The following is a 24,631-nucleotide window of genomic DNA, read 5'->3' as shown; positions in this document are numbered from 1 at the left end:
CCGTGGGACTGCCGGCGGAGACTTGGGAAGTTGTTTGCGTCATGGCGCACCCGCACGTTGAAGGGGGTCGGTGCTTGTGTGGTCAGGCGCGACAGGGGCCGGCCGACCACATTCAGGGAGCGCCCGCTGGCGCTCGCCGGAGGTGACCGGCGCCAGAGTTCCCGGCGCCGGTCGACGGAGTCAGGTCACTGGCAGGCGGCCACGTCGGCGGCCGCGCCTTCGCAGGCCTGGCCCTTCGAAATATGGCCCGCGTCGATGACGAGGTTCAGCGTTTCCTTCGTGATCGGCGTCGGGGTGAGGAAGATCGCGCTCATCTCGACGCCTTTTTCCCCGCCGGACCATTTCTGTGCGCCCTCGACCGCATCCATCGCCGTGCCCTTGGCGAGCGCGACGGCGATCTCGCCGGCGGCCTTGCCGAGCGCACGGCTGTCTTTCCAGACGGAAACAATCTGAGAGCCGCGGGCCACGCGGTTCAGCGCCGCGAGGTCGCCGTCTTGGCCGCCGACCGGAACGGTGAGGCCCTGGGCCTGCAGCGCCGCGATCACCCCGCCGGCCATGCCGTCGTTCTCGGCGAGAACGGCGTCAATGGCATTGTTGTTGGCGGTCAGGCACTGCTCCATGTTCGCCTGGGCGTTCTCGGGCTTCCAGCCATCCGTATAGGTCTCGCAGACGATCTTGATCTTTCCGGCCGCGACATCGGCGCCGATCACCTCTTCCATGCCCTCGCGCAGGAAATCGGCATTCGGGTCGCCCGGGTCGCCCTTGATGATCGCGTAGTTGCCTTCGGGCTGGGCAGCCTTCACCGTATCGGCGATGATGGTCCCGACACCCTTGTTGTCGAAGGTCAGGTAGAAGGCGCGATTGTCCTCGATCAGGCGGTCATAGCCGATTACCGGAATGCCTTCCGCCGCAGCCTTGTCGACCGCCGGGCCGATCGCGTCCTTGTCCATGGCGAGGATGATCAGCGCCTCGGCCCCCTGGGCAATGAGCGCTTCGACATCCGTCAGCTGCTTGGCGGCGGAGCCTTGGGCGTCCGCCGAAACATAGGTGGCGCCGGCGGCCTCGAGCGCGGCCTTGATGGCGGCCTCGTCGGTTTTCCAGCGTTCCTCCTGGAAGTTGGACCAGCTTACGCCGACCGTCTGCGCCCAGGCCGAGTTTGCAGCGAAACCGGCCGCCAGGGCGACGGCCGCCAGAATGGACTTGTGCATAAGTTCCTCCCGTTGGTGGGCATGCCGCCCGGATCGACGGATTCGCCGATACTCGGAGATAGTTGACTCTAATAATTTCACTTGTCAAATTAAAAGTCAGGTTGCAGACTACCGTTGCGCAAGAATGATGCGAAAACGGGCGCTGCAACGCAGAAATCCCGACGCATCAGGGACGAACCTGCGCGCCTTTAATTAGGTGGACTAAGAAATGAAGGACCGGGAGGCGCGGGCGGCGCGGCGGATTGAGGCGCGGACGCAAGGGTGCGGGCCCCTCATCCCCTCGCTTACCGAGTCCGCGCGCCCGCTCCGCCAGCAGATTTTCGAAAGGGTTCGGGCCGCCGGCTACATGCCGCGCGTCCAGGTGGCAAAGGAACTCGGGGTCAGCCCGGCTTCGGTCACGACCCTGACGTCGGAACTGATCGAGATGGGGCTGCTCGAAGAAGTGTCGACGCAGCGCGACGCGGCGGACGGCACACGCGGACGCCCGGCCGTCGCGCTGGGCGTCCGGGCCGACGCGAGGCTGGTCGCCGGGGTCAAGCTGTCCGATCGCGAGCATACGGCGGTGATCGTGGACTTTGCCGGTAACCTCATCGCCGACGAGGCCATCGCGCGCCAGCCGGGCGCGATGGAACTCGCCGACCTTGTTGCGGCGACCGCGACGCTTGTGGCCCGGCTTTGCGAGAAGGCCGCGATCTCTCCGTCACGGCTCAGCGCCATTGGTCTTGGCGTGCCGGGGTTCGTCGATTCCGCAAAGGGCATCGTCCACTGGTCTCCCGTCATCGCGAGCCGCCATGCACCGCTTGCTGCTGCCGCGAGCGCGAGGCTCGGCCGGCCGGTTCACGTGGACAACGACGCGAACCTCGTGACGCTCGCCGAGTTGTGGTTCGGTGCCGGCCGCAGCCTGTCGGATTTCGCGGTGCTCACCATCGAGCACGGGGTCGGCATGGGCTTTGTGATGAACCATCGCATCTATCGCGGCGGCCAGGGACTCGGCATGGAGCTCGGTCACACGAAGGTCCAGCTCGACGGCGCTCTCTGCCGGTGTGGCCAGCGCGGCTGTCTTGAGGCCTATGTCGCGGACTACGCGCTGGTGCGCGAGGCGACCACGGCGCTGAATCTGACCAGCCGCGAGACGCAGTCGGTCAACATTCTTCTTGAAAGCCTCTATGATCACGCCAAGGCCGGCAATGCCGCGGCACGGTCAATCTTCCACAGGGCGGGACGCTACCTGGCGCTGGGTCTGGCGAACGTGGTGAACCTCTTCGACCCCGAGCTGATCATCCTCTCGGGTGAGCGGATGCGGTATGACTACCTCTATGCCAACGAGACGCTGGGCGAGATCAAGGCGCTGGCACTCAACACCGGGCGGCCGGCACCGCGAATCGAGATCCACGCCTGGGGCGATCTGCTCTGGGCCCACGGCGCGGCGGCGCTGGCGCTGTCGCAGGTGACAGAACAGCTGCTGAGCCCCGCGCGGGAAATCGCCGCCCAATGAGACCGATCCTTCTCCTCGCCACGATTGCAGCGTCGCCGGCCGGGGCAGACCCGCTTTTTGTCGATCGCGCGGGCAACCTTCCGGTCGCACATGTCTATGAAGGCGGTTGGGAGCATTTTGTCGGCGGCGGTGTCGCCGTATTCGACTGCAACGGCGACGCCCGGCCGGAGATCTTCGTGGCTGGCGGTACGAGCCCCGCGCGCCTGTTCGTGAACACCACGGAAGTCGCGGCTTCTCCGCTCACGTTTGCGCTGGGAGACCTGCCGCCGATCACGGGTGTGACCGGGGCCTATCCGCTCGACATCGACGGCGACGGTGCGATCGACCTGGCGATACTGCGGGTCGGGCGCGACATGCTGCTCCGTGGCGGCCCCGGCTGCAGCTTCAACGACGCTTCGGCTGCATGGGGATTCCACCCCCGCGATGCCTGGACGACCGCCTTTTCCGCCGTCTGGGAGAAAGGGCAAGGCTTTCCGACGCTGGCTTTCGGACACTATGTGGACCGAACCAACCCCAAAGGCCCGTTCGAAGCCTGCGACACATCGGACCTCTATAGGCCCTCGGGATGGGTCTACGGCACGCCCGAGACGATCGCGCCCGGCTTCTGCACGCTCTCCATGCTGATCACGGATTGGCGCCGCTCGGGTCAGCCGGAACTGCGCGTTTCCAACGACCGTCACTATTACGTCCGCGGCGGCTACGAACAGATGTTCCGCCTCAACCCGCTTGCCGAGCGGACACAGGACTGGCCACGCGTCTCGCTCTGGGGGATGGGGATCGCCAGCCAGGACCTGAATGGTGACGGGCTGCCCGAAGTGATGATGACCTCGATGGGCGACCAGCTGCTCCAGTTCAACACGGGAACAGGCTTCTCCGATGCGCCTTATGAGCTCGGCACCTACGCGCAGCGCCCGTTCATCGGCGACGATGGCCGGCCTTCCACCGGATGGCACGCCGAGTTCGCGGACGTGGACAACGACGGACGGCCCGACCTCTTCATCGCCAAGGGGAACGTCGATCAGATGCCGTCGAACGCGATCCACGACCCGAACAACCTTCTGATGCAGCAGCCGAACGGAAAGTTAGTCGAGAAGGCCGACGTGGCCGGGATTGCCACGACCGAACGATCCCGCGGCGCGGCGCTTGCGGATTTCGACGGCGACGGGCGGCTCGACCTCGTGGTGGTGAACCGCCGCGCGCCCCTCGAACTCTGGCAGAACCTGACGCCGCAGACCGGCCATTGGGCCGGGATAGAGCCGCGCATGGACGGCAACAGCCGCGCGGTCGGCGCCTGGGTTGAAGTCCGCGCGGGTGGCAAGGTGACGGCGCGCGAGGTGACGGTGGGCGGGGGGCATGCCGGCGGCCAGTCTGGTCCGCTCCACTTCGGCCTTGGAACCGAGACGGAGCCTGAGGTTCGCGTCATCTGGCCCGACGGCACGGCATCGAACTGGACGCCGGTGCCCGTGGACCGGGTGACGGAGGTCCGGCCCGACGGGCTGTCGCTGCGGCTCGGACTTTAGCGCTCCACCGGGAGCCCGCTCGGCACGGCCTCGGGCACGCCAAGCCGGCCGTCTATGGCCGCCCGGTCACGCAGTGAGTCGAGAAAGGCGATCAGCTGTCGCACCTCGACCTGCGACAACGGTCTGCCCGGCGGCGCGGCCGCCTCGATCGCATGCACTTCGTCAGGCGCGTCGAGGATCGCCCAGTCGGATTTGGCAAGGTCGATGGCCGGAAGTAGTGCAAGCGCGCGGTCGTAGCCCGATAGCCCGACCGACGGATCCGCGTGGTGGTGCAGAAACGCTGCGAGATCGGACCATGCGCCGGCATGGCCCCAAGGCCCCGTGGCGGTGACGTTGCGCAGCGACGGGGTGCGGAAGGCGAAGGCATCCTCGGGCCGGTTGGTGACCCGCATCCTGCCGACGTCCCGAGAATGCCGCTCGAACCGCTCGGCCTTGCCGGGTCCAAGCTGCGGCTCGCCCATCGCGTGGAAGCCGTGATCGGTCTGAAACTTGCCCGAATGGCAGCCGGAACAGGCCGCCTTGCCGAAGAACAAGTCCATCCCCGCCTGTGCCTCGGGGGCCAGGGTTCCACCGCCGCGTTGCATCACGTCGAAGGGAGAGTTGTCGGACCGCCATTCGAAGGCAACGAAGGCTGCGATCGCATTCGAGATGTCGGTGAATCCGACCGGGCGGCCGCCAGCGATTTCCGGATAGGCGGCCGAAAACATGTCCCGATAGGCCGGAATGGCCGCCACGCGTTTCGAAAGGATGTCCCATGCGCCGCCGGGCGGCGTGATGATGCCCTCGCGCACGGCCGTCGAAACGTCGTTCTCCTGGTAGTGCCCAGCCATCTCGTCCGGCGAAAGCACCGGGAACATCGTCTGGGCCGAGAGGATGGAGGCGAAGCCGGCCACCATTTCATCCTCGAGTGGTGTCCTAAGCCCCGACGGGCGGGACGGGTCGACCTCGATGCGCCCGTCGTGGAACATGACGGTGAACTCGTGTGCCCCGAGATTGAAAAGCGCCGGTGCGTTGCGGGGAATGCGCTGCTCCGGCAGGTTCGCCGGATCTGGCTTGCGCTCGGGCCCGAGCCCGATACCGCCCTCACCGAGGCCAAGCGAGAGCCCGTCCGAGGTCGCGAAGCGCGGGTGGTGACAGGTCGCGCACGAGATGTTGCGGTTGCCCGAGAGGATAGGGTCATAGAAGAGCAGCCGCCCGAGCCGCGCTTCGTCCATGGAGACCGGGCCATAGTCTGCGTCGGTGATCGCGGCCGGAACTTCCGCTCCCGCCGAAGTGGCTGCCCAAAGGGTGAGCAGTACAATGTACCGCAAGGCGAATCCTCCCACAGGTCAGTGATAGCGCTCGAAACGCGTTGTGGGAACGTCCGACCGCCACGGGCGTGCGCAATCCGCCGTCAACCCGTTGCATGCGGTATTGCGGCGCGCGAACATGACACCATCAATCCAAGGGAGTCCCTCCGTTTGGCCTGGGCAACCGACTTCCTGAAGCTCGCCGGCGCCGTCTGGAACGCGATGGACGAGCGGCACATGGGCCTCCTCTCGGCGGGCGTCGCCTTCTATGCGATGTTCGCGATCTTCCCCGGCATGGCGGCGACCATCGCGATCTGGGGCTTCTTCGCCGACCCGATCGTCATGCGGGACTACCTCGGCCAGATCCATGGCGTGATCCCTGACGCCGCTTTCGGCGTGCTCGAATCCCAGCTCGACGCGCTTCTGGCAGCAAACAGCCGGACGCTCGGCTGGACCACGGCGCTCTCCTTTGCGGTGGCCATCTACTCCGTCCACAGCGCCGTCGCCGCGCTTGTGAGCGGGCTGAACGCGATGCATGACCGGGCTCACCGCCCCGGCCTCTTCCGGCTCCTCTGGTCCGTCGTGCTCACCGGAGCGGTCGTCGCGCTTGTTCTGTCCGCGCTCGTCGTCGTTGTGACCGTGCCGGTGGCGCTCAACTTCCTCCACGTCGACCATCTGGGATCGTTCGTTCTCTTCTACCTTCCCTGGGTGGTGATGTTCGCCGTCCTCTTCGTCGTCCTCGGTCTTTTCTATCGCTGGGGACCGACGTCCGAGAGCCGCAGCCACCGCCACTCCTGGATCTCGCCCGGGGCATTCGTCGCGGCGCTGCTCTGGGTCGCGGCTTCCATCGCCTTCTCGGTCTATCTCGCCTATTTCGGCGCATACAATCGCATCTATGGCTCCATCGGGGCGGTCATCGCCCTGCTCATGTGGCTCTACATTTCGGCCTATATCATCCTCTTCGGCGCCGTGCTGAACGAGGAGCGCGCGCGGCTCCGGCGCGCTCAGTAGTCCCGCTCGTAGTAGATGCCGATACCGGTCGAGCCATCAGACCCGATCGTCCCGCGTGCCGTCACGCCGGGTCGGACGTCGAGATTTAGGTTGATCTCGGTCTTGCCCTCGGCGCCAAGGGTGACGTCGGTATAGACCTTCTCCGACAGGTACTTCCCGGCTCGCACCGCCGCCGACCCGTCCTCGTCCGTCATGACGTCGAGATCGTCGAGTCCGAAGGAACTGCGCAGCTTGGAGACGATCCCCTCGCCGCCCTGCCCGGCAAGCTCCGCCACGGCCGACGCGAGCTGCGCGGCCTGAAACGGCGACAGGTTGTTCAGTCCGCGGCCGAAGAGGAGGCGCGCGATGACTTCCTCCTCGGGAAGCTCCGGAGAGGAAACGAAACGGATTTCCGGCGCGGTGGCCTCCCCCTCGATCACGATGGTCGCGGTGACCCCGTCGGCCTGGCTTTTCGCCGCGAACCGGATGTAGGGCGTCAGCGCGCCCTGAAGCTCGATCATTCCCTCGTCGATGGTAAAGCGCTTCGCCAGGAGGTCGAGCCGTCCGCGGATCAGGCTGAACCGGCCCGACGGCACCACATCGGAGGTTATCCCCGTCAGTCTCAGCGACCCGCCCATCTCCGCGTCAAGCCCCCGGCCGCGCACGAAGATCCGCTCGGGCGCGGTGATGGTGAGGTCGAGCGGATAGGACGACGCGCGTCGGGCCGCGTCCCCCTCCGGTTCCGTCAGGCCGGCCCTTGCGCGCGTCAGGTACACGTCGGCCGGCTCGCGAACATGCACGACATCGCGCAGGAGCGGGTCCGCGCCGAGGCCCGTGGACGGTACCCGCACTTCGGTCCGGCCAAGAGTGACGCCACCCGAGATCGTCGCTCCGTCGAGGAGCGGGCCGCTGACCCTCACGGTTCCGCTTACCGTCGTGTCGAACAGTTCTGGATCGCGGAGTCGCGCCGCCGCAAGCCGGATCCCCAGGTCGCCGGGATAGGGCCGGCCGAGTGCGACCGACCCCGACAGCGTCACCTCGCCACCGCCCCGCACCGCGGAGGTGCCGGAGAGCGCCGCCGCACCTGCGGCGAGATCCGCGGACAGGGACAGGCTCTCGAGTTCGATCCCGAAGGTCGGCGCAACGAGCCGCCCGCCGCCAAGCGCCACCCGGCCGGAGAGCGAGGAGAGACGCGGCGGCCCGTCAAGTCTCAGGTCGAAGGTGACCGGCCCGGTAACGTTGCGCGGTTCGATGAACGGGTTGATGATCGCCGATTGGCCGCCGCCCGCGAGGGCGAGTTTGGCCTTAGCGAAATCGGAGGAGATTGTCCCCGTCACCCGGGCATTCGTGGCGCCCGGACCCTCACCCGCCAGATCGACCGAGTAACCCGCCGCCGTTTCTGTAACCGTGCCGTCTGCCGTCAGCGGTCCCGGAAATCCGGGTACGAGAAGCGCAAAGTCGGCAAGCCGGGAGGAAAGATCGATCCGCCGGGAGTCTCCATCGATCACCCCCTCGGCCGCCACGGTCACCTGTGGATTCTTGAGGTTCAGCGCGTCTAGCCTCATCCTCCCGGCGTGCTCGTTGACGACGAGCCGCAGCGTCGCGGGGCCGGATAGCAAACGGTCGATCTCCGCCTGACCGACCCCCAGCCGATCGCCGGACGCGTCTAGCGTCATGCGCCGTACGCCTTCCGTCTCGGCCAGGCGCGCCTCGCCCTTCAGCGTGCCTAGGTAGGATGGCCCAAGAGCCGAGAGGTCCGAGAAATCGAGCTCGGCCCGAAGGTCCGAGGCGCCGGTTGCCAACCGCCCGGACGCGCGCGCCGAGAAGGTCGAGGCCGTCACGTCGAGGCGGCGCAGGGTGATGCCGGTCTCGTCACGGGAGGCCGAGACGGCGACCTGACTCTCGCCGGAGAGCAAGCGGTCGAGTTCCGGCACGCCAACGGCGAGGCCCGACCCGTTGACGTTGCCCTCGACGTCGAAACGGCCTGACAGGACGCCACCCGAGCCGAGAAACGACAGCGCACCGGAACCGCCGAGCGGCCATCCTGCGAGGGCCGAGAAGCGGTCGAGATCGGCCACCTGCGCCGTGACCTTGCCCCGAACGAGGGTATCGCCGTCGGAAGCGGTCACTTCGGCCTGTCCGGTCGCCCCGTAACCCTGCCCGGTGACGCCAAACGACGGAAGCCGCAGGGGCTCGCCCTCCAGCCAGGAAAAGACCGTCCGTCCCGAAAGGTCCGGCCCGATGGCTGCGGCAAGCGCAGGACTGGCGGGCGCGATTCCGGTTGCGGCGAAGGTGACGGTGCCGCCCGCACGCGACCCTGTGACCCCGGCCCGTCCGATACGCCCGGAACCGCCGAGCGTCACGCCTGCAATCGCCAGGCCATCGCGCCGGAAGCCGCGCAGCGTCCCGGCGAGTGTCCAGCCTTCGGCCTTTGCATGGTCGTAGCGCAGCCTGAGTTCGCCTGATCGCACGAAGGTGCGCGGGCCCGGCAGGGGCAGAAGCGTATCGCCTCCGGACCCAAGCCCGAGCCGCACGGTGAGCGCGGCCTGCAACGGTATGCCGTCGGGTGCGACGCTGAGCCTTCCGGAGAGGTCAAGCCGCCTGGCCTCGACAACCAGCCGTGTGAGATCGAGCTGGCCCGATGGCAGACGCCGCCCCTCGGCCTGAAGGGCCACGTTCCGTCCGAAGAACTCCTGATAGTCGGGAAGGAGCAGGGGCGCGATGTCACCGGCGATGTCGGCCGCGAACCGCCGTTCCGGCGTCGGTCCCGGTGCGTCCCTCGTCAGCAGCGTGACCTTCCCCGTGAGGCGCCGAATGCCGTCGGTCGACAGCGACACATCGGTCGCGAAATTGTCGATAACCCCATCGCCATGCACCGCGAGCTCGATGGAGGGGCGGCCCGGCAAGCCGAGCAGATTGGCCGCGATCCCATCGGCGCCCTCTGCGACCAGCAGATCGAGGGTCGCTTCCCGCGTCTCGTTGGCATAGCGCCCCGTGAGGGAAAGCGTCCCACGAGGGCCGTCAGTGCGCTCGACCGAAACCTCGGCGGTTCCTTCCCCCCCTTCGAGGTGCATCGTCCCGTTGAGCCTCACCACGGCTCTCCTGCCGAACAGCGCTTCTCCCAGCACCATGCGATCGGCGCGCAGTGTTCCGATGTCCACCGACACCGGAAGCTCCGGCAAGCTGAAGCCGGACGCCTCCGCGCTGGGGCCGGCGGACCCGGGGGCACGTGGCAAGTCGATCTCTGCCGCACTCATCTCGCTGATCTCGACCCGACCGGCAAGCAGCGCGGAGCGCTTCCAGCCGATCGCGCCGTTGCGGACGGTGATCCATACCCCCTCGTCATCGGCGATGGTCAGTTCATCGAAGGTCGCGCGGGACGACAGCGCGCCACGGAACCCTTCGATCCGCACGATGCGGCCGAGCGACGACAGGTTGTCCTCGAGGTAGGCGGTCAGGAAGTCGCGGTCACGCTCGGTTGCCGCCGCGTCCTCCTGCGATGACGCGGCAAGGGGCAAGAGGCAGATCGCCAGGGAGAGGAGGAGACGCCGCATCAGAACGCCTGCCCGATGCCGACATAGATCTGGACACCGTCGCCGGTCGGTCCGGACACCGGCACGGCGACATCGACGCGAATCGGTCCGATCCCGGTGTTGTAGCGCAGGCCGATGCCGGCTCCGGCATGCCATTGCCCCGTGCCGCCGAAAAGCTCGTCGATCCCGACAAACCCCGCATCGTAGAATGCGGCGGCGCCGATCCGGTCGGTGATCGCCGCGCGCAACTCGGCCGAGGCCGCGGCGAAACTCATGCCGCCCGTCTGGACCGAGAGCAAAGCCGACCGTGCCAGCGGCACGCCAAGCGACTGGTAGGGCTGTCCGCGCACTGTCCCGCCGCCGCCGGACCAGAACCGGAAGCTCGCCGGCGTTTCTGGCAGCCTCGGCCCGATGTTTGTGCCGAGCTGGAACCGGCCCGCAAGGACGAAACGGTCATCGGCGCCAAAGGCGCGATACAGGCGCGCGTCGGCCTTGACCTGCGCGCCGCTGCCCGCGGAGGCATAGCCCAGGAAGGGCGTGAGGTCGGTCCTGAGATAGAAGCCCCGGTGGGCGTCGAGGAGGTTGTCACGGCTGTCCCACGTGAGCGCGACGGGAACCGTCAGCACCCGGTAGTCGGTTGATCCCCCGACGTCGGAAACGCGTTCCGCGAGGTATCCGATTCCGGCCTGTGCCGAAACGTGATCCCCGAACTCCCGAGAGAGACCGAAAGCGAGCGCGACGCGTTCGACGGTCTGATCCAGCACATCTTCGCGCGAGGCGCGCGCCTCGACAAAGGCGGTCGCATCGGTCACCGGCGTCGCCGGCCGGTCGATCCGCACGCCGAGCGAATAGTCGATGGAGCCGCTCTGTCCGCCGATCCGTTCGAACGCGCCATCGACCCGCAGGCGCTCCGCCCCGCCAAAGAGGTTCCGGTGGAGCCAGTATCCCGACAGGTTGAGGCCCTCGCTGTTGGAGACCTCGGCGCCGAAGCCGAACCGGCGGAGCTTCTCCTCGTCGAGCACAAGTTCCACGTCGAGCGTGTCGCCGTGGCCGATCGTCTCGGCCTCCGTCACCGCCACGGTGCGGAATACCCCAGCCCGGCGCAGGCGCGTGGCAACCTTGTCGAGCTTCGCGGGATCGAAGGTCTCGCCGGCCGGAAAACCGGCGATCTTGAGGATGCGCTCGAGTCGCATCCTCTCGTAGCCCGATACGCGCAGCTGGCCGAAGCGGAGCTGCGGGCCGGGCGCGAGCAGGATTTCGGAGGCGATGGTGGCGGCGCCATGGTCGGCCACGATGGACTGGCCCATGACGCGGGCCTTGGCATGACCGATCGCGCGCCACCCCTCGACGCCGGCGTCGGCCGCATCGACGATGGCGGTGGAATAGGCGGGCTTGGTGTCGCCATAGGCGGGCGGAAGCCGCGTTCCACGCGCGTAGGGCTTCATCCGCGCCTTTTCGAAGCGAAAGATCGGGCCGGGCGTCACTTCGATCGAGACCACGCCGATGCTCCCGGGCGTGTCGAGCGGGGCGATCTCCGCCGCCTCGCGTCCGTCGATCCGGATCCGGATCACGCCCGAGTAGTAACCCTCGGCATAGAGCGCGCCGATCAACCTTGCATAGTCCGCGCGCGCGGCCGCGAAGACCGTCTGGCTGTCGGTCGTGTTCTCGCGTTCAGCAGCCAGGACGAGAGACGCGGCGCGCAGCCGGTCCAGAAGTGCGCGATCCGCGCCCGGAACCGTCAGCTCGACGCGGTCAAGCGCCCCTGCAGGGCGGGAGGGCACGGCTGCCACGGCTCCGGCGACAGCCGTAACGGCCGCGAGACTTCGCCACCATCCTGCGCGTCGCAACGATCAGCCCCCGAACTCGTGATCCACGAAACAAGCCTCGCATTCTATGCGTGCGAATGCCAGAGGTTGAGCTTTCGTTGGGCGCCATCCGGCCCGCGGCGCGGCGTCTCGCTGGCCCGGCTGTTGGAGACTGCCCGTCCAGCCTCCCGGCATCATGCGGCGCGGAAGATCCGGTGACGGTGATCCGAAAGGTAGATCCTGAGCCATGGCGTGAACCGCTCGGGCCCGGCCGCAATCTCGGCCTCCAGATCGGAGAGCGCGATCCAGCGCACCTCCATGACCTCGGTCGGGTCAGGCGCGACCGGAAGGCCGGCCGGCGCCGTCGCGGTATAGATATCCACCACCTCGTGTTCGATCATGCCGCCACCCACGTCGGCGCGGTATTCGACCTCCTCGGCGAAGACGGGCGTCACGCCCTCGATGCCGAGTTCTTCGCGCAGCCGGCGGACGGCGCAATCGACCGTCGCCTCGCCCCAATGCGGATGCGTGCAGCAGGTGTTCGCCCAGAGCCCGGGCGTATGGTACTTGCCCATTGCCCGACGCTGGATCAGCACCCGGCCGTCCGCCAGCAGGAAGACCGAAACCGCCCTGTGGCGACGCCCCTCGCGGTGGGCCGCCAGCTTGTCGAAGGGCACGAGCCGCCCGTCGACCCAGGTCGGGATGAGATCGGCGGGGGCGGTCACGACACCTGCTGCGCAGGGGCCTGAGCCTGGGCGCGTCGGGACAGCTCCTGACGGTAGAGGCCGAGGTAATCGACGGTGTCGATGTTCAGCGGCGGGAAGCCCCCGTCACGTGTCACGTCCGAGATGATGCGGCGGATGAAGGGGAACACCATCCGCGGGCATTCGATCAGGAGGAACGGGTGAAGTTGCTCTTCCGGCACACCCTCGATGTGGAAGATCGCCCCGTAGTCGAGTTCGAGCAGGAAGAGCGGCGCCTGGTCGGCCTTGTTCTTGGACGTCACCTTGAACTTGCTGACGACCTCGTACTGGTGGTCCACCGCCCGCTTGCGCGCGTCGAGGCTGACCTGCACCTGGATATCGGGCTGCACCTCGGCGTTGGTGATGCCCTTTTGCGCAACGATGTTCTCGAATGAAAGGTCGCGCACGTACTGGCCGAGCACCTGCATCCTGACCTGCGGCGCCTCCGGCTGCGCGGCGCCGTTGTTCCCGTTGCCGTTGTCGGCCATCTCTCACTCTCCCAACGAAGTCTGGTCGGGCGGGGGTGTAGCACCTTGGTGCCGCCGCCTCAATGGCGTGTCCAGCCGGAAGCGCCGCGCGGCCGGTCGTCGGTGCCCACCTCGTGGTATTCGCCGTCGATCACGTCGGGCCGCCAGGGTTCGCGCCGGGGCGGCATCCCGCCCACGCTGAACCGTTCGACCCGCACGCGCGACGCGAGATAACGCAAGACGGCTGACCGGACCGGTGGGATCAACAGGAGGATGCCCATCGTGTCGGTGAAGAAGCCCGGCGTCAGCAAGAGCGCCCCGGCAAAGAGGATCAGCGCCCCGTGCGCGATCGGCTCCGTCGGATCGCGCAACTCGTTCAGAGAGCCCCGCAGCTCGGCGAGCGCCAGCGACCCCTGCCGTCTCACGAGCCAGGTTCCCGCGATCGCGGTCAGGAGCACGATCGCCAGTGTCGGCCAGAGGCCGATGAGACCGCCGACCTTGATGAAGAGGCCGATCTCGATCAGCGGCACCGCAATGAACGCGATGAGCAGCCACATGAGATATCCTTTCCGGGGCCGATGTGGACTTGACCCCACCCGTCGCTTACATAAGTGGGAAGTGACCAGGATACCAACCCCGCCGCGCACTCCGCGTGGAAGCAAGGGCAATTGCCGATGAACAGCGCCGTCATCCAGCTTCTCGTCCTTGCGGCGATCGCGATCTTCCTCATCCTGCGGCTGCGAAATGTCCTCGGCAGCCGGGAAGGCTTCGAAAAGCCGCCGGCGCCCGCGCGGCTTCCCGACGACCGGAAGGGCCGTTTCGAGGTTATCGAGGGCGGTCCCGACCGCGACATCACCGATCATGTCCCCGACGGCAGCGATGCCGCGCGGGCGCTTGCGGCCATGAAGCAGGCAGAGCCGAGTTTCTCGGTCTCCGACTTCCTCGCCGGTGCGCGCGGTGCCTACGAGATGATCCTGATGGCCTTCGAGAAGGGCGATCTCGCAAAGGTGAAGTCCTTTCTTTCGGAAGACGTCCACGACGCCTTCGCCGAGGTCGTTGACCAGCGCGCCGCGCGGGGCCTGAACGTGACGGCGGAATTCCTGGGTATCCGCGAGGTGTCGCTCCAGGATGCCGAGTTCGACCGCGCCAGCGGCGAGGCCGAACTGACGGTGCGCTTCGCCAGCGAACTGACTTCGGTTGCCCGCAACGCTTCCGGCGACGTGGTCGAGGGCGACCCGAAGGAAGTCCGGCGCCAGCGCGACGTCTGGACCTTTGCCCGCAGGATGGGGTCGAACGACCCGAACTGGCAGCTCGTCGCGACCGGCGCTTGATCCGTGGCGCCCCGGCGGCTGGCGTTCGACGCGCTGCCCGGCTGGGCCGCGGATGATCACGCGGCTGCTTTCGCGGCCTATGCGGCGACCGTCGATCTGCTTGACGATGACTGGCCGCGTGCGGGCGCGACGGCCCCGCGCGAGTTCTTCGAGGGCAATTTCACGCCGGTCCTCATTGGCGATCCGCCGGCACTTCTGACGGGGTATTACGAGCCGGAGGTTCCGGGCGCGCTTGGCCGCACCGACGACTTCCGCCATCCGATTCACGCGCGACCGGAGGGGATCGGTGACGGCCCGTGGTTCAGCCGGGCCGAGATCGTCGCGGCCGACCGTCTCGCCGGGCTCGAGCTTGTCTGGCTCTCGAGTGCGGTGGAAGCCTTTCTGGCGCAGGTCCAGGGCTCGGTCCGCGTCCGCCTGGCGGACGGGACCGTGCGTCGCTTCGGCTTCGCCGGAAAGAACGGACACCCCTATCGCTCGGTGGGCGCGGAACTCGTCCGAAGCGGCGAAGTCGCGGAGTCGGCGATCTCGGCACAGGCGATCCGCGCATGGTGTGCGGACCACCCGGAAGCGGTTGCGGACCTACTGAACCATAACGCGTCGTACGTCTTCTTCCGCTCCCTGGACCTGCCGGAGGCGCACGGCCCCCTTGGCGCCATGGGCCGGTCGGTGACGGCGTTGCGAAGCCTGGCGGTCGATCCGGACCACATCCCCCTTGGCGCACCGGTCTGGGTGGACGCCGAGGGCATCCGGGCGTTGGTGATCGCGCAGGACACCGGCAGCGCGATCCGCGGTCCCCAACGTGGCGACATCTTCTGCGGCAGCGGGGATGCGGCCGGGCAGCGGGCCGGGGCTCTGCGGCTTGGGGGCCGGCTCGTCACGCTGCTGCCCCATGCGCTGGCGGGACGGATCGCGCCATGAGCCGCCGCGGCCGGAGGCTCAGCGACGAGGAGCGCGCGCTCTGGGACCGGGTTGCCGGGACGGCAAAGCCCATGCGGCCGCGGCGCGTCGCCTCCATGTCCGCAGACCCCGTGGCGAAGGCGAAACCGGTGACGGCGAGGCCCACTCCGGCGGAATTCCACATCGGGGACCTGGCCCGGCCGCTGACCGCCATGCACGACCTCGCCCCGACGATCGAGGAGCGGCTGGCGTCACAGACGGTACGCATGGACCGGCGCGCCCACCGCGACCTCACGCGCGGGAAGCTCACGCCCGAAGGGCGCATCGACCTGCACGGTATGACCCTGGCAGAGGCGCATCCGGAACTGATCCGCTTCGTGCTGCAGGCACATAGTGCCGGCAAGCGCCTGGTTCTCGTCATCACGGGCAAGGGCAAGCGGGTCGATGATCACGGACAGATTCCGCAGCGCGTGGGCGTTCTCCGCCATCAGGTGCCGCACTGGTTGACGCAGCCACCGCTTGGCACCGTCGTTCAGCAGGTAACCCCGGCACATCTGAAGCATGGCGGCATGGGCGCCTACTATGTCTACCTGCGCCGGCCGCGCTAGGGTTGCATGCCTGAAATTGCCGCCACGGGGGACAGCACGATCTGCGTGGCGCCCTGCACGGTCAGCACCGCGCCGGGCAGCAGGCCGGTCCGCGCCGCCTGTTCGGCCGCAAGCACCGAATCCACGTCACCGATCCGGCCGAGAAGCGCAAGAAGCGCAGGCGAATTGCCGACATTGAAATGGCCCGCGCCGATCGAGAAGGCCGTGGTATCCAGCAGCGTGACGTTGAGATCGCCCAACTCGGCGACGTCCGTCACGTTGCCGAGCCGGTCGGCCTGCCCCGTCAGCCCTGCCGAAAGCGCCAATGCGCGGTCCCTGCGCGAGGTGAAGATGATGATCGGGTTGGCAAGCGGCCCGACCCGCCGCGCTTGCGCCCGGAACACGTCGACGTCAATATCGGGCGAGATCAGCACGACCGCCCCGATCCGGTCCAGGATCGTCCGGTCCTCATCGATGGCGATCTGCCTCAGGGTCTCCATGGTCAGCGCGGCGCCCATCGAATGGGCGACGATCAACACCCGTTCCGCCCCCGCCGCTTCGACCTGCCTGAGCAGGACCTCGAGCCCGTCGCGGGAAAAGAGCGCGCTGTCGCGATCATACACGTAACCGAGCGCGTGCGCGCGCGAAGGCCAGGAATAATGGACGAGCACACCGCTCAGATCGAGGTCGTGCCCGAGCTGGGCCAGCCGGTAGGCGCCTTCGGCAAAGGTCGTGTTGAAGCCGTGGACGAAGATCACCGCTTCGCGTTGGCCGCGCTTTTCGCGGGCAAGCGCACCCGCAAGATCGTCGCGGAAGGCGCGCGGTTCGGGATAGTCGACCTCTTTCGTGGCGACGAAGTCGGTCAGCGGGTCTGGCTTGCGCCTAGGCGGGGTGAAGCGAATCTCGCCCGGCTCGCGATCCGGAGGGACCGAGACGTCGATCCGCGCGAACCGCGTGACCTCGCTCCGCGCCCGGCCGTATTCCACTGCCGTCCCGGGCACCTCGCCGCGCGTCGTGCCGATGAACACCGTCTCGACGGTGCCGACCGCGGCCGCCGCCGGGTCGATCCGGATCTCGCCCCGCGGCTCGCAGGCCGCGAGGCCGAGGAAGATCGCCGCTATGCCGATGGTCCGCCGCATCACAATCGCACTGTCCCGTTGCGCCCTGCTTAGCGCAACCCTGACGGTCGTGCCAGCGGATCACAGGACGTAGCGGCTGAGGTCGGCCGACCGGGCAAGATCGCCGAGGTTCGTCTCGACGAAACCTGCATCGACCGTCACCGCCTCGCCCGCGCGGTCCGGGGCGGTGAAGGAAAGCTCCTCGAAGACCCGCTCCATGACGGTGTAGAGCCTGCGCGCGCCGATGTTCTCGATGCTGCGGTTCACCTCCGCGGCGATGCGCGCGAGTGCGGCGATGCCGTCATCGGTGAAGCTGACCGACACTTCCTCGGTTGCCATCAGCGCGGCGTATTGCCGGGTCAGAGCATTGTCCGTCTCGGTCAGGATGCGCACGAAATCCGCTTCCGTCAGGGCGCGAAGCTCGACCCGGATCGGCAGGCGGCCCTGCAGTTCAGGCAGAAGGTCCGAGGGTTTGGCGATGTGGAAGGCGCCGGAGGCGATGAAGAGGATGTGGTCGGTCTTGACCGGCCCGTATTTCGTCGAAACCGTGGTCCCCTCGATCAGGGGCAAGAGGTCGCGCTGGACGCCCTCGCGGCTGACATCGGCTCCGCGCGTTTCGGCGCGGGCGCAGACCTTGTCTATCTCGTCGATGAAGACGATCCCGTTTTCCTGCACCGCCTCCAGCGCGGCGGCCTTCACCGCCTCGTCGTCCAGCAGCTTGTCGGCCTCTTCCTGGATCAGCACTTCATAGCTCTCCGCCACGGCCATCCGCTTGCGCACCCGCCGCCCGCCGAAGGCTTTGCCGAAGAGGTCGCCGAGGTTCATCACCCCCATGCCTGGCTGGCCGGGAAGCTCGAACGGCATCTGCGGCGCGGCCTCGGCCACCTCCAGTTCGATCATCGTCCCGTCCAGTTCGCCCTTCTTCAGCCGGTTGCGGAACATCTCGCGCGTCTGCTCGCGGGCGTCCGCGCCGGCGATGGCCTCGATCACCCGGTCTTCGGCGGCCTTGTGGGCGCGCGCTTTCACCTCTTCGCGCATCCGTTCGCGGGTCTCGATCATCGCGGCGTCCGTCAGGTCGCGGACGATCTGCTCCACATCGCGGCCGACATAGCCCACCTCGGTGAACTTCGTCGCCTCGACCTTCAGGAACGGCGCCTTGGCGAGTTTGGCCAGACGGCGCGAGATCTCGGTCTTGCCGACGCCCGTGGGGCCGATCATCAGGATGTTCTTGGGATAGACCTCTTCCCGCAGGTCATCGACAAGCTGCTTCCGGCGCCAGCGGTTCCTGAGCGCGACCGCGACCGCGCGCTTGGCATCCTTCTGGCCGATGATGAAACGGTCGAGCTCGGACACGATCTCGCGCGGGGTAAGGTTGGTCATTTCAACTCCGAATAGGGTGGCAGCCGGTCCTTGCCGGGGAAAGCGGGCAGCAACCGCATGATGGCAGCGCGCAGCGGCACCCACCAGGTGCCGAGGATGGTGAAGAACGCGCCGAGGATGATGAGGATCCTGGCCCAGTCCATCGCGTCGGCCGCCCCGTCGCCGGTGACGGCCCAGTAGATCACCGCGCCGACATAGGCGATGCCCGCGGTCAGGATGGACCGGCGGTCGATGATCAGCGCGACGAGCGCGAAGATCAGAAGCGCGAACGTGGTCGGGAGGATCGCGGCCGATCCCCCCGCGCCCCAGATGTTGCCGGCGATGGAGTTGACCAGGGCCGCGCCCGCCAGAAGGTGCAGCCAGAAAGCCGTCGCCGAATGTCGCCCGATCCTGTGCGGGTCCTTGAGGTCGAACCACATCGCACCGGCGAAGGCACCGATCCCGAAGACCAGCGAGGCGAGCGTGAGATTGGCGCGGGGGACGAAGCTGCGTACCCATCCCTCCAGGTCGTGGACCGTGCCGCCGGGGTTGTAGCGGGTGAAGAGCGCGTAGGTCGCAAGCAGCGCAAAGAGACCGAAGACGAACATCGAGAAAGGCAGGCGGAAACGGCGGAACCAGGCAAGAACCGCCGCCGCCGTCAGCGCCGCCGAGGTGAAGGCCACACCCCTGAGCCCGAGGTCGATCTGGCCGAGAAACGTCAGGAGCGAGACGTAGATTCCGGCGGAATAGGCGCTGACGAGGACCATCGACGGCAGGTTCATCCGCCGCTTCAGCGTGAAGTATCCGGCCATCGCCCAGGCCACTGCGGCAATGATCGCGGGGACGAGGATCAGGATCGTCACGCCGCCGAGCACGGTCAAGAGGAGCGCGAGACCACCGAGAAGGATGGCGAGGCCGGTCGCGATGAAGATCTCGGCGAAGCCCCGGAAGAACTCGAAGGGTTCGTCCTCGACCGGCAGCGCGCCACGTTTTCCCGCCCGGTCGTGGGCGAGAGCCGTCAGCGCCGCAGCCTGCGCCTCCGTCACCACACCGGCGGCAACGGCTGCGCGCAGGTCCGCCGGGCCGAAGATCGGCGGCTCCTCAGCCACGGATCGTCTCCACCGTCAGGTTGCCGTTGGTGTAGACGCAGATGTCGGCGGCGATGGCCATCGCCTTCCGGGCGATCTCCTCGGCCGAAAGGCCCGTCTCCATCAGCCCGCGCGCGGCGGCAAGTGCGAAGTTGCCGCCCGATCCGATCGCGGCCACGTCATGCTCCGGCTCCAGCACGTCGCCCGCACCGGTCACGACCAGAAGTGTCGTGCCGTCAGTGACGATCAGCATCGCCTCGAGCTTCTGGAGATACTTGTCGGTTCGCCAATCCTTCGCCAGTTCCACGCAGGCGCGCATGAGCTGCCCCGGCGCGGCCTCCAGCTTCTTCTCGAGCCGCTCCAGGAGGGTGAAGGCGTCCGCCGTGGAGCCTGCAAAGCCGACGACTACGTCGCGGCCGCCGGGCGAAAGCCGGCGGACCTTGCGCGCGGTTCCCTTGATCACAGTCTGGCCGAGGCTCACCTGCCCGTCGCCCGCAACCACGACCTCGCCCCCGCGGCGCACACCGAGGATCGTCGTGCCGTGCCAGCCCGGAAACGTGTCATTCGCCATCGGTTCCCCCGTGTTTCACGGCCCTATATGGCCGTCGCCCGCCCCGCCCGCAACCACGCAAGCAAAAGGGCGCCCGAAGGCGCCCCCTGTCGTTTCGGTCCGGGGATCGGCTCAGATCGCCGACTCGATCCAGTTCTGCAGTGCGGCCTTCGGCGCGGCGCCGACCTTGTTGGAGACGACCTGCCCGCCCTTGAACATGAACAGCGCCGGAATGCCGCGCACGCCGAACTGCATCGGCAGGTCGGGGTTCTCGTCCACGTTGACCTTGGCGATCTTTACCTTGCCAGCGTAATGCTCGGACAGCTCCTCGAGCGCCGGGCCGATCTGCTTGCAGGGGCCGCACCACTCCGCCCAGAAATCGACGACGACGGGAATCGTGGAATTGCGCACTTCGGCATCGAAGTTGGCGTCGGTGACGGCGACGGTAGACATGGAATCTCTCCAGAGCGGGAATGGTTGCCCAGAAGGTATGGACGGTCCCCGGATGCGTCAAGGGATGGTGGTTGTCGCGAGTGCCTCCCTCACGATCTCGGGAGGAAGCGGCATGAGCCTGCCGGTCTGCGTCCAGAGGATCGCGATTTCGATCCGGCGGCCTGGATAGACCTGCTCGAGCATCGCGGCATAGGCGCCCATCTGGCGCAGGAGCCCGTCAGGCACGTCCTCGGGCCGCTCGGGGACGACGGCATTGGACTTGTAGTCCACCGCGAGCGCGCGTCCGTCGGAGACCACTAGTCGGTCGATCGTGCCATGCAGGACCCGGCCGCCCAGCGCCGGTACGGGCGCGGTGATCTCGACCTCCGTCAGGGCCCCGGGGCCGAGAATCGCGGTCATGTCGGGCGCCGAGAGGACGCGGCGCGCCTCGGCCAGAATCGTCTCTGTTTCAGCCGGATTCGCCGCCTCCGGCCCCTCCGAAAGCAAGGTCGCCGAAAGTTCGGGCCAGTGTTCTTCGGGCCACGACGGCAGATGTTCGAGAAGCCGGTGAAGCCAGGTCCCGCGCCGCATGGCTTCGTCTTCGTCCCGGGCTCCCTCGCCCGGAAGGGCCTTGGCGCCGCCCAGCGTCGAGGGCGAAAGGGCTGCCGGGGATCGTACCGGTGCGGGGGGCTGTTCACGGACCCACGGGGGCGTCGCCTCGCCGAACGGCCCCTCACCCGCACGAACCGGATGGTTTGCCGGCCATAGGCCGCTCTCGTGCCGTCGGCCGACACCGGCATCGAGGACCAGGTCCACCGCACCGGCCTTCTCGATCCCGTCTGCCACGAGCCTGTGCCAGCTTTCCGTCTCGGTGCCCGCATCTCCGGCACCACAGACGATGAGCCAGCTTTCCGCCCGCGTCATGGCGACGTAGAGAAGCCGCATCCTCTCGTCCCGCTGACGTTCCAGCCGCGCCGCCCGTTCAGCGGCGATCAGCGCCGGACTCTCGTCGGAAGGCGTCTTCCACAGCGCGCGTCCATGCGCGTCGAGGATGGAATCACGCAAGTCGTTTCGGCGCTTGGCGGTGTCGGGCAGGATGACGATGGGTGATTCGAGCCCCTTGGCGCCGTGGACCGTCATCACCCGGATCGCCCGGGATGCGGTGTCGAGACGCCGCTTGATCTCCACCTCCTCGGCATCGAGCCATCCAAGGAAGCCGGTGAGGCTCGGCACCGAAGCGCTCTCGTAGCCCAGCGCTTCGTTGAGGAGCGCGTCGATCCCCTCCTCGGCCTCCGGTCCGAGCCGGGCGACAAGCCGCTCGCGTCCGCCGTGCCGCGTGAGGATCCTTTCGAGGAGTTCGAAGGGCCGGAGGAAGTCGGCGGCATTCCGCAGGTCGTGCAGCATCTCCGAAGTCGCCGGGTGGCGCTCGGCTTCGCCCCGAAGCGCGCTCCAGAGGTAGCTTTTTTCCGGGCGCGGCTGGGCAAGGTCATAGAGCGCCCCCTCGCTCCAGCCGAAGAGGGGCGAGCGCAACGCGGCAGCGAGCGAAAGGTCGTCTTCCGGCGTGGCAAGGAACCGCAGGAGGGCGGTGAGGTCCTTGACCGCCAGTTCGCCGCCGATCCTCAGCCGATCCGCACCCGCGATCCTGAGCCCCGCCGCCTTGCAGGCACGGATGATCTCGTGAAACAGGTCCGACCGCCGCTGCACGAGGATGAGAAAATCGCCTTCGTCCACGGCGCGCGGGTCATCCTTCGTCGGGATCGCCACGCCCTCGTCGATCATGCGCCAGATTTCCCCGGCGATCCGGCGGGCGAGAACGACGTTGTGGTGGTCTTCCGGCAGGAGATCGACCGGGTCGTACCAGTTCTCCGGCTCCGGCTCCTCTGCCTTCGGCACCAGCGGCCAGACGTCGACCCGCCCCGGCCGGTCGGCATGGAACGCGATGTGCCTCGGGCTGCCGCCGAGCCCCCGGTTCACCCTGTCGTCGAATGTCAGGTCGACGACCCGCAGGATCGCGTCCGAGGACCGGAACGAATGTTCCAGGTCCAGCGTCACCACCGCGCGGTCGATCTGCGCATACTTCGCCGCGAAGTGGTCGCGCATGGCATCGAAGGTGGCAAGGTCGGCGCCCTGGAAGGAGTAGATCGACTGCTTCTTGTCGCCGACGACGAAGATCGTCCGCTCGACCCTCCGCGCGCCCTCGCCGGACGTGAACTCCTCGGCAAGGCGCTCGATCACCTGCCACTGGCCGGGGCTTGTGTCCTGTGCCTCGTCCACGAGGATGTGGTCGATCCCGCCGTCAAGGCGGAAGAGCACCCAGGACGCAACTGCACGGTCCGACAGGAGCGACGCGGACCGCGTGATGAGATCGTCAAAGTCCAGCAAGCCGGCACGCGCCTTGCGCGCCTCGTAGCGCGGCAGGAAGGCTGCGGCGAAGCGATGGAGCGCGAATGTCCTCTCGGCCGCAAGCAGCGCGAGGCGTCGTTCGCGCCCGTCGGCGAGCCGGGTCATCAGCCCGTCGATCTGCGGCATGAGAGGGGCTGCGGGGCCGTCGCGGACTTCTTTCGTCGGCAATGCGCCGATCTTTGGGCCGTAGGGATTCGCGGCCTTCGCTCCGTAGAGGAACAGCCCTTCCAGCGCCGCGAGGAAAGCCGCGCCGCCCGGTCCCCGCAGTGCAGCCTCGATCCCGGAGGCCAGCTTCACATCGCTTGTCTTGCCGCGGTTGAGGATGGGAACCAGTTGGCCCAATGCCTCGACGTCGCCGGCAGCGAGCGCCGCGTCGACGAGAGCGTCCTCTTGGAAGCCGGCGCGAAGGCCGAAGCCGGCAAGGATGTCGTCACGGCCGAGACTTGGGTCAAAACAGGCTCTGTTCTGGCAGATATCGGAGAGAAACGCGCCAAGATCCTCGCCCGAGAGAAGTTTGGCACCGGCATCGAATGCGGCCAGATCGCCGCCCGAAGCCATCTCCTCGGCAATCTCCTCACGCAGGAGGCGGGCCGCGCGGTCGTCGAGTTCGGAAAAGCCGGGGGACACCCGGGCCTCGAGCGGAAACCGCCGAAGGAGGCCCGCGCAGAAGGAATGGATCGTCTGGATCTTCAATCCGCCCGGCGTCTCGATGGCGCGGGCAAAGAGTCTGCGGGCACGCGCCAGCGCCTCCCGGTCGACGGGCCCGTCGAGCCCGAGGGCGGCAAGCTCCGCCCGCAGTTCCCCTTCGGACAACATTGCCCAGGCGCCCAGCCTTCGGAACAGGCGGTTCTGCATCTCGCTCGCGGCGGCCGTGGTGTAGGTGAGGCAAAGGATGTGCTGCGGCTCCGTCCCGCCAAGGAGAAGCCGCGCCACCCGATCGGTCAGGACCTTGGTCTTGCCCGATCCGGCATTGGCCGAGAGCCATGTCGAGTTCGAAGGGTCGGCCGCCTGCACCTGCCGTTCGCTCGCATCGTCACGCCTCATCCCACGTCCTCCGCGATCGAGGGGGAGGCCATCTCCCATTCGCCGAAGCGGGCCAGATGGTCGTAGTCTCCGTCGGACAGGGCGCCGAACACGGCTCGGCGCGACGTGTACCCTGTCGTGCGGCGCCCAAAGTTCGCGATCAGCCGGTGGAGCGACGCCCAGGTGTCCGAAAGAATGTCTCCGTCGACCGCCACGGCGGCCTCCTTTCCTTCGCCGCCAAGCTGGATGTAAGTCGCGCCCTCGACCTGGCGTGGCCCGAGGGTGGCAAAGGCGCCACGCTCGGCCATGGCCGCCTCTAGAAGAAGCTGCTTGTCAAAAGTTCGCTGCTGCTTGGCACTGGGCGGCGTGCCGGACTTGTAGTCATAGATGTGGACGCGACCGTCGCGCAGGAGGTCGATCCGGTCGGGCCGCGCCGTCAGGGTGAAATCGAGGTCCTCAAGCCGGACGGAGCCCTTCTCTTCGATGATCGCCGGCTCTCCTCTGGCGGCCCTCAGGGATTCCGCTGCCACGAAGACGGGTGCAATGCGCGCGATTCGCATGTGCCAGAGCCTTTGGGCGCTGGGCCAGGGCACCTGATCGGCGAGAACCGCGTCGGCCACCGCGAGAAGACGCGCCCCGGCCTCGGCAGCGGTTTCACCGGCCGGGCGTTCCCGGACGAAGCGCTCGACGATGTCGTGAAGGCTCTCGCCCCGCATTCCGGCATCGGCCCGGCCGTTCAGGGGGTCGAGTGGATAGAGACGCAGGATGTGCCGGGCGTAGATGGTATAGGGGT

The 24,631-nt window shown here is 67.7% G+C and carries 20 protein-coding genes; 6 read left to right on the top strand and 14 right to left on the bottom strand.

Going from position 1 to position 24,631, the window contains the following annotated elements; translation table 11 throughout:
* Positions 1 to 185 precede the first annotated feature (185 nt).
* A complete protein-coding gene (locus F9K34_RS07470; RefSeq protein ID WP_291336288.1) occupies positions 186 to 1,208 on the bottom strand; it encodes a substrate-binding domain-containing protein in 1,023 nt (340 codons plus the stop codon).
* Positions 1,209 to 1,416: 208 nt separating this feature from the next.
* On the opposite strand from F9K34_RS07470, the gene F9K34_RS07465 reads away from it, so the two are divergent.
* Positions 1,417 to 2,703: an ROK family transcriptional regulator gene (locus F9K34_RS07465; protein WP_291336287.1), complete on the top strand. Its 1,287-nt coding sequence runs from the start codon at positions 1,417 to 1,419 to the stop codon at positions 2,701 to 2,703.
* Complete coding sequence (locus F9K34_RS07460; RefSeq protein ID WP_291336286.1) at positions 2,700 to 4,223, top strand: CRTAC1 family protein; 1,524 nt, start codon at positions 2,700 to 2,702, stop codon at positions 4,221 to 4,223. The genes F9K34_RS07465 and F9K34_RS07460 overlap by 4 nt, the downstream gene beginning before the upstream one ends.
* Here F9K34_RS07460 and F9K34_RS07455 read toward each other — a convergent pair.
* Entirely contained in the window at positions 4,220 to 5,533 is a 1,314-nt protein-coding gene (locus tag F9K34_RS07455; RefSeq protein ID WP_291336285.1) for a cytochrome-c peroxidase, read from the bottom strand. The two genes, F9K34_RS07460 and F9K34_RS07455, sit on opposite strands and share 4 nt — an antisense overlap.
* A gap of 150 nt (positions 5,534 to 5,683) precedes the next feature.
* Between F9K34_RS07455 and F9K34_RS07450 the strand changes: the two genes are divergently transcribed.
* Positions 5,684 to 6,523: a YihY/virulence factor BrkB family protein gene (locus F9K34_RS07450; protein ID WP_291336284.1), complete on the top strand. Its 840-nt coding sequence runs from the start codon at positions 5,684 to 5,686 to the stop codon at positions 6,521 to 6,523.
* Here the strand turns inward: F9K34_RS07450 and F9K34_RS07445 are convergent.
* The 5 genes from F9K34_RS07445 to F9K34_RS07425 form a co-directional block, all read right to left on the bottom strand.
* A complete protein-coding gene (locus F9K34_RS07445; RefSeq protein ID WP_291336283.1) occupies positions 6,517 to 10,056 on the bottom strand; it encodes a translocation/assembly module TamB domain-containing protein in 3,540 nt (1,179 codons plus the stop codon). The genes F9K34_RS07450 and F9K34_RS07445 overlap by 7 nt on opposite strands.
* Positions 10,056 to 11,825 carry an autotransporter assembly complex protein TamA gene (locus F9K34_RS07440; RefSeq protein ID WP_291336282.1) on the bottom strand — a complete coding sequence of 590 codons (1,770 nt, stop codon included), beginning with the start codon at positions 11,823 to 11,825 and terminating at the stop codon, positions 10,056 to 10,058. Before F9K34_RS07440 ends, F9K34_RS07445 begins: the two co-directional genes overlap by 1 nt.
* Positions 11,826 to 12,034: 209 nt before the next feature.
* On the bottom strand, positions 12,035 to 12,565 hold the full coding sequence (gene idi / locus F9K34_RS07435) for an isopentenyl-diphosphate Delta-isomerase (RefSeq protein WP_291336281.1): 531 nt from the start codon (positions 12,563 to 12,565) through the stop codon (positions 12,035 to 12,037).
* On the bottom strand, positions 12,562 to 13,071 hold the full coding sequence (gene secB, locus F9K34_RS07430; RefSeq protein WP_291336280.1) for a protein-export chaperone SecB: 510 nt from the start codon (positions 13,069 to 13,071) through the stop codon (positions 12,562 to 12,564). Before secB ends, idi begins: the two co-directional genes overlap by 4 nt.
* A 59-nt stretch (positions 13,072 to 13,130) precedes the next feature.
* Positions 13,131 to 13,607 (bottom strand): FxsA family protein, encoded by a 477-nt coding sequence (locus F9K34_RS07425; RefSeq protein ID WP_291336279.1) that lies wholly within the window; start codon positions 13,605 to 13,607, stop codon positions 13,131 to 13,133.
* A 117-nt stretch (positions 13,608 to 13,724) separates the two neighbouring features.
* Between F9K34_RS07425 and F9K34_RS07420 the strand changes: the two genes are divergently transcribed.
* Genes F9K34_RS07420 through F9K34_RS07410 form a run of 3 tightly spaced genes read left to right on the top strand, consistent with a single transcriptional unit; the run spans position 13,725 to position 15,886 of the window.
* The gene (locus tag F9K34_RS07420; protein WP_291336278.1) at positions 13,725 to 14,381 is read left to right on the top strand and encodes a Tim44/TimA family putative adaptor protein; all 657 of its coding nucleotides are present in this window, start codon (positions 13,725 to 13,727) and stop codon (positions 14,379 to 14,381) included.
* Between the two features lie 3 nt (positions 14,382 to 14,384).
* A complete protein-coding gene (mltA, locus tag F9K34_RS07415; protein ID WP_291336277.1) occupies positions 14,385 to 15,299 on the top strand; it encodes a murein transglycosylase A in 915 nt (304 codons plus the stop codon).
* Positions 15,296 to 15,886: a Smr/MutS family protein gene (locus F9K34_RS07410; RefSeq protein ID WP_291336276.1), complete on the top strand. Its 591-nt coding sequence runs from the start codon at positions 15,296 to 15,298 to the stop codon at positions 15,884 to 15,886. Before mltA ends, F9K34_RS07410 begins: the two co-directional genes overlap by 4 nt.
* Here the strand turns inward: F9K34_RS07410 and F9K34_RS07405 are convergent.
* The 7 genes from F9K34_RS07405 to F9K34_RS07375 all read right to left on the bottom strand — a co-directional run.
* A complete protein-coding gene (locus F9K34_RS07405; RefSeq protein WP_291336275.1) occupies positions 15,883 to 17,004 on the bottom strand; it encodes an alpha/beta hydrolase in 1,122 nt (373 codons plus the stop codon). The genes F9K34_RS07410 and F9K34_RS07405 overlap by 4 nt on opposite strands.
* 60 nt (positions 17,005 to 17,064) lie before the next feature.
* A complete protein-coding gene (gene hslU / locus F9K34_RS07400; protein WP_291336274.1) occupies positions 17,065 to 18,363 on the bottom strand; it encodes an ATP-dependent protease ATPase subunit HslU in 1,299 nt (432 codons plus the stop codon).
* Positions 18,360 to 19,451 (bottom strand): hypothetical protein, encoded by a 1,092-nt coding sequence (locus F9K34_RS07395; protein WP_291336273.1) that lies wholly within the window; start codon positions 19,449 to 19,451, stop codon positions 18,360 to 18,362. Before F9K34_RS07395 ends, hslU begins: the two co-directional genes overlap by 4 nt.
* A complete protein-coding gene (gene hslV, locus F9K34_RS07390; RefSeq protein WP_291336272.1) occupies positions 19,444 to 20,001 on the bottom strand; it encodes an ATP-dependent protease subunit HslV in 558 nt (185 codons plus the stop codon). The genes F9K34_RS07395 and hslV overlap by 8 nt, the downstream gene beginning before the upstream one ends.
* A 111-nt stretch (positions 20,002 to 20,112) precedes the next feature.
* Positions 20,113 to 20,433 carry a thioredoxin gene (gene trxA, locus F9K34_RS07385; protein WP_291336271.1) on the bottom strand — a complete coding sequence of 107 codons (321 nt, stop codon included), beginning with the start codon at positions 20,431 to 20,433 and terminating at the stop codon, positions 20,113 to 20,115.
* Positions 20,434 to 20,490: 57 nt separating this feature from the next.
* Positions 20,491 to 23,859 carry a double-strand break repair helicase AddA gene (gene addA, locus F9K34_RS07380; protein ID WP_291336270.1) on the bottom strand — a complete coding sequence of 1,123 codons (3,369 nt, stop codon included), beginning with the start codon at positions 23,857 to 23,859 and terminating at the stop codon, positions 20,491 to 20,493.
* A partial coding sequence (locus F9K34_RS07375; protein WP_291336269.1) for a PD-(D/E)XK nuclease family protein occupies positions 23,856 to 24,631 on the bottom strand: 776 nt, incomplete at its 5' end. The genes F9K34_RS07375 and addA, both read right to left, overlap by 4 nt.

Source organism: Albidovulum sp. (genome assembly GCF_008933605.1).
Taxonomy (GTDB): Bacteria; Pseudomonadota; Alphaproteobacteria; order Rhodobacterales; family Rhodobacteraceae; genus Albidovulum.
This window is presented reverse-complemented; position numbering and strand designations above follow the sequence as displayed.

Excerpts from the sequence above, each read along its gene's own strand:
- F9K34_RS07410 (WP_291336276.1), top strand. The coding sequence starts at position 15,296 with ATGAGCCGCCGCGGCCGGAGGCTCAGCGACGAGGAGCGCGCGCTCTGG.
- F9K34_RS07470 (WP_291336288.1), bottom strand. The coding sequence starts at position 1,208 with ATGCACAAGTCCATTCTGGCGGCCGTCGCCCTGGCGGCCGGTTTCGCT.
- hslU (WP_291336274.1), bottom strand. The coding sequence starts at position 18,363 with ATGACCAACCTTACCCCGCGCGAGATCGTGTCCGAGCTCGACCGTTTC.
- F9K34_RS07405 (WP_291336275.1), bottom strand. The coding sequence starts at position 17,004 with ATGCGGCGGACCATCGGCATAGCGGCGATCTTCCTCGGCCTCGCGGCC.
- F9K34_RS07460 (WP_291336286.1), top strand. The coding sequence starts at position 2,700 with ATGAGACCGATCCTTCTCCTCGCCACGATTGCAGCGTCGCCGGCCGGG.
- secB (WP_291336280.1), bottom strand. The coding sequence starts at position 13,071 with ATGGCCGACAACGGCAACGGGAACAACGGCGCCGCGCAGCCGGAGGCG.
- trxA (WP_291336271.1), bottom strand. The coding sequence starts at position 20,433 with ATGTCTACCGTCGCCGTCACCGACGCCAACTTCGATGCCGAAGTGCGC.
- F9K34_RS07465 (WP_291336287.1), top strand. The coding sequence starts at position 1,417 with ATGAAGGACCGGGAGGCGCGGGCGGCGCGGCGGATTGAGGCGCGGACG.
- F9K34_RS07420 (WP_291336278.1), top strand. The coding sequence starts at position 13,725 with ATGAACAGCGCCGTCATCCAGCTTCTCGTCCTTGCGGCGATCGCGATC.
- F9K34_RS07425 (WP_291336279.1), bottom strand. The coding sequence starts at position 13,607 with ATGTGGCTGCTCATCGCGTTCATTGCGGTGCCGCTGATCGAGATCGGC.
- addA (WP_291336270.1), bottom strand. The coding sequence starts at position 23,859 with ATGAGGCGTGACGATGCGAGCGAACGGCAGGTGCAGGCGGCCGACCCT.
- F9K34_RS07445 (WP_291336283.1), bottom strand. The coding sequence starts at position 10,056 with ATGCGGCGTCTCCTCCTCTCCCTGGCGATCTGCCTCTTGCCCCTTGCC.
- hslV (WP_291336272.1), bottom strand. The coding sequence starts at position 20,001 with ATGGCGAATGACACGTTTCCGGGCTGGCACGGCACGACGATCCTCGGT.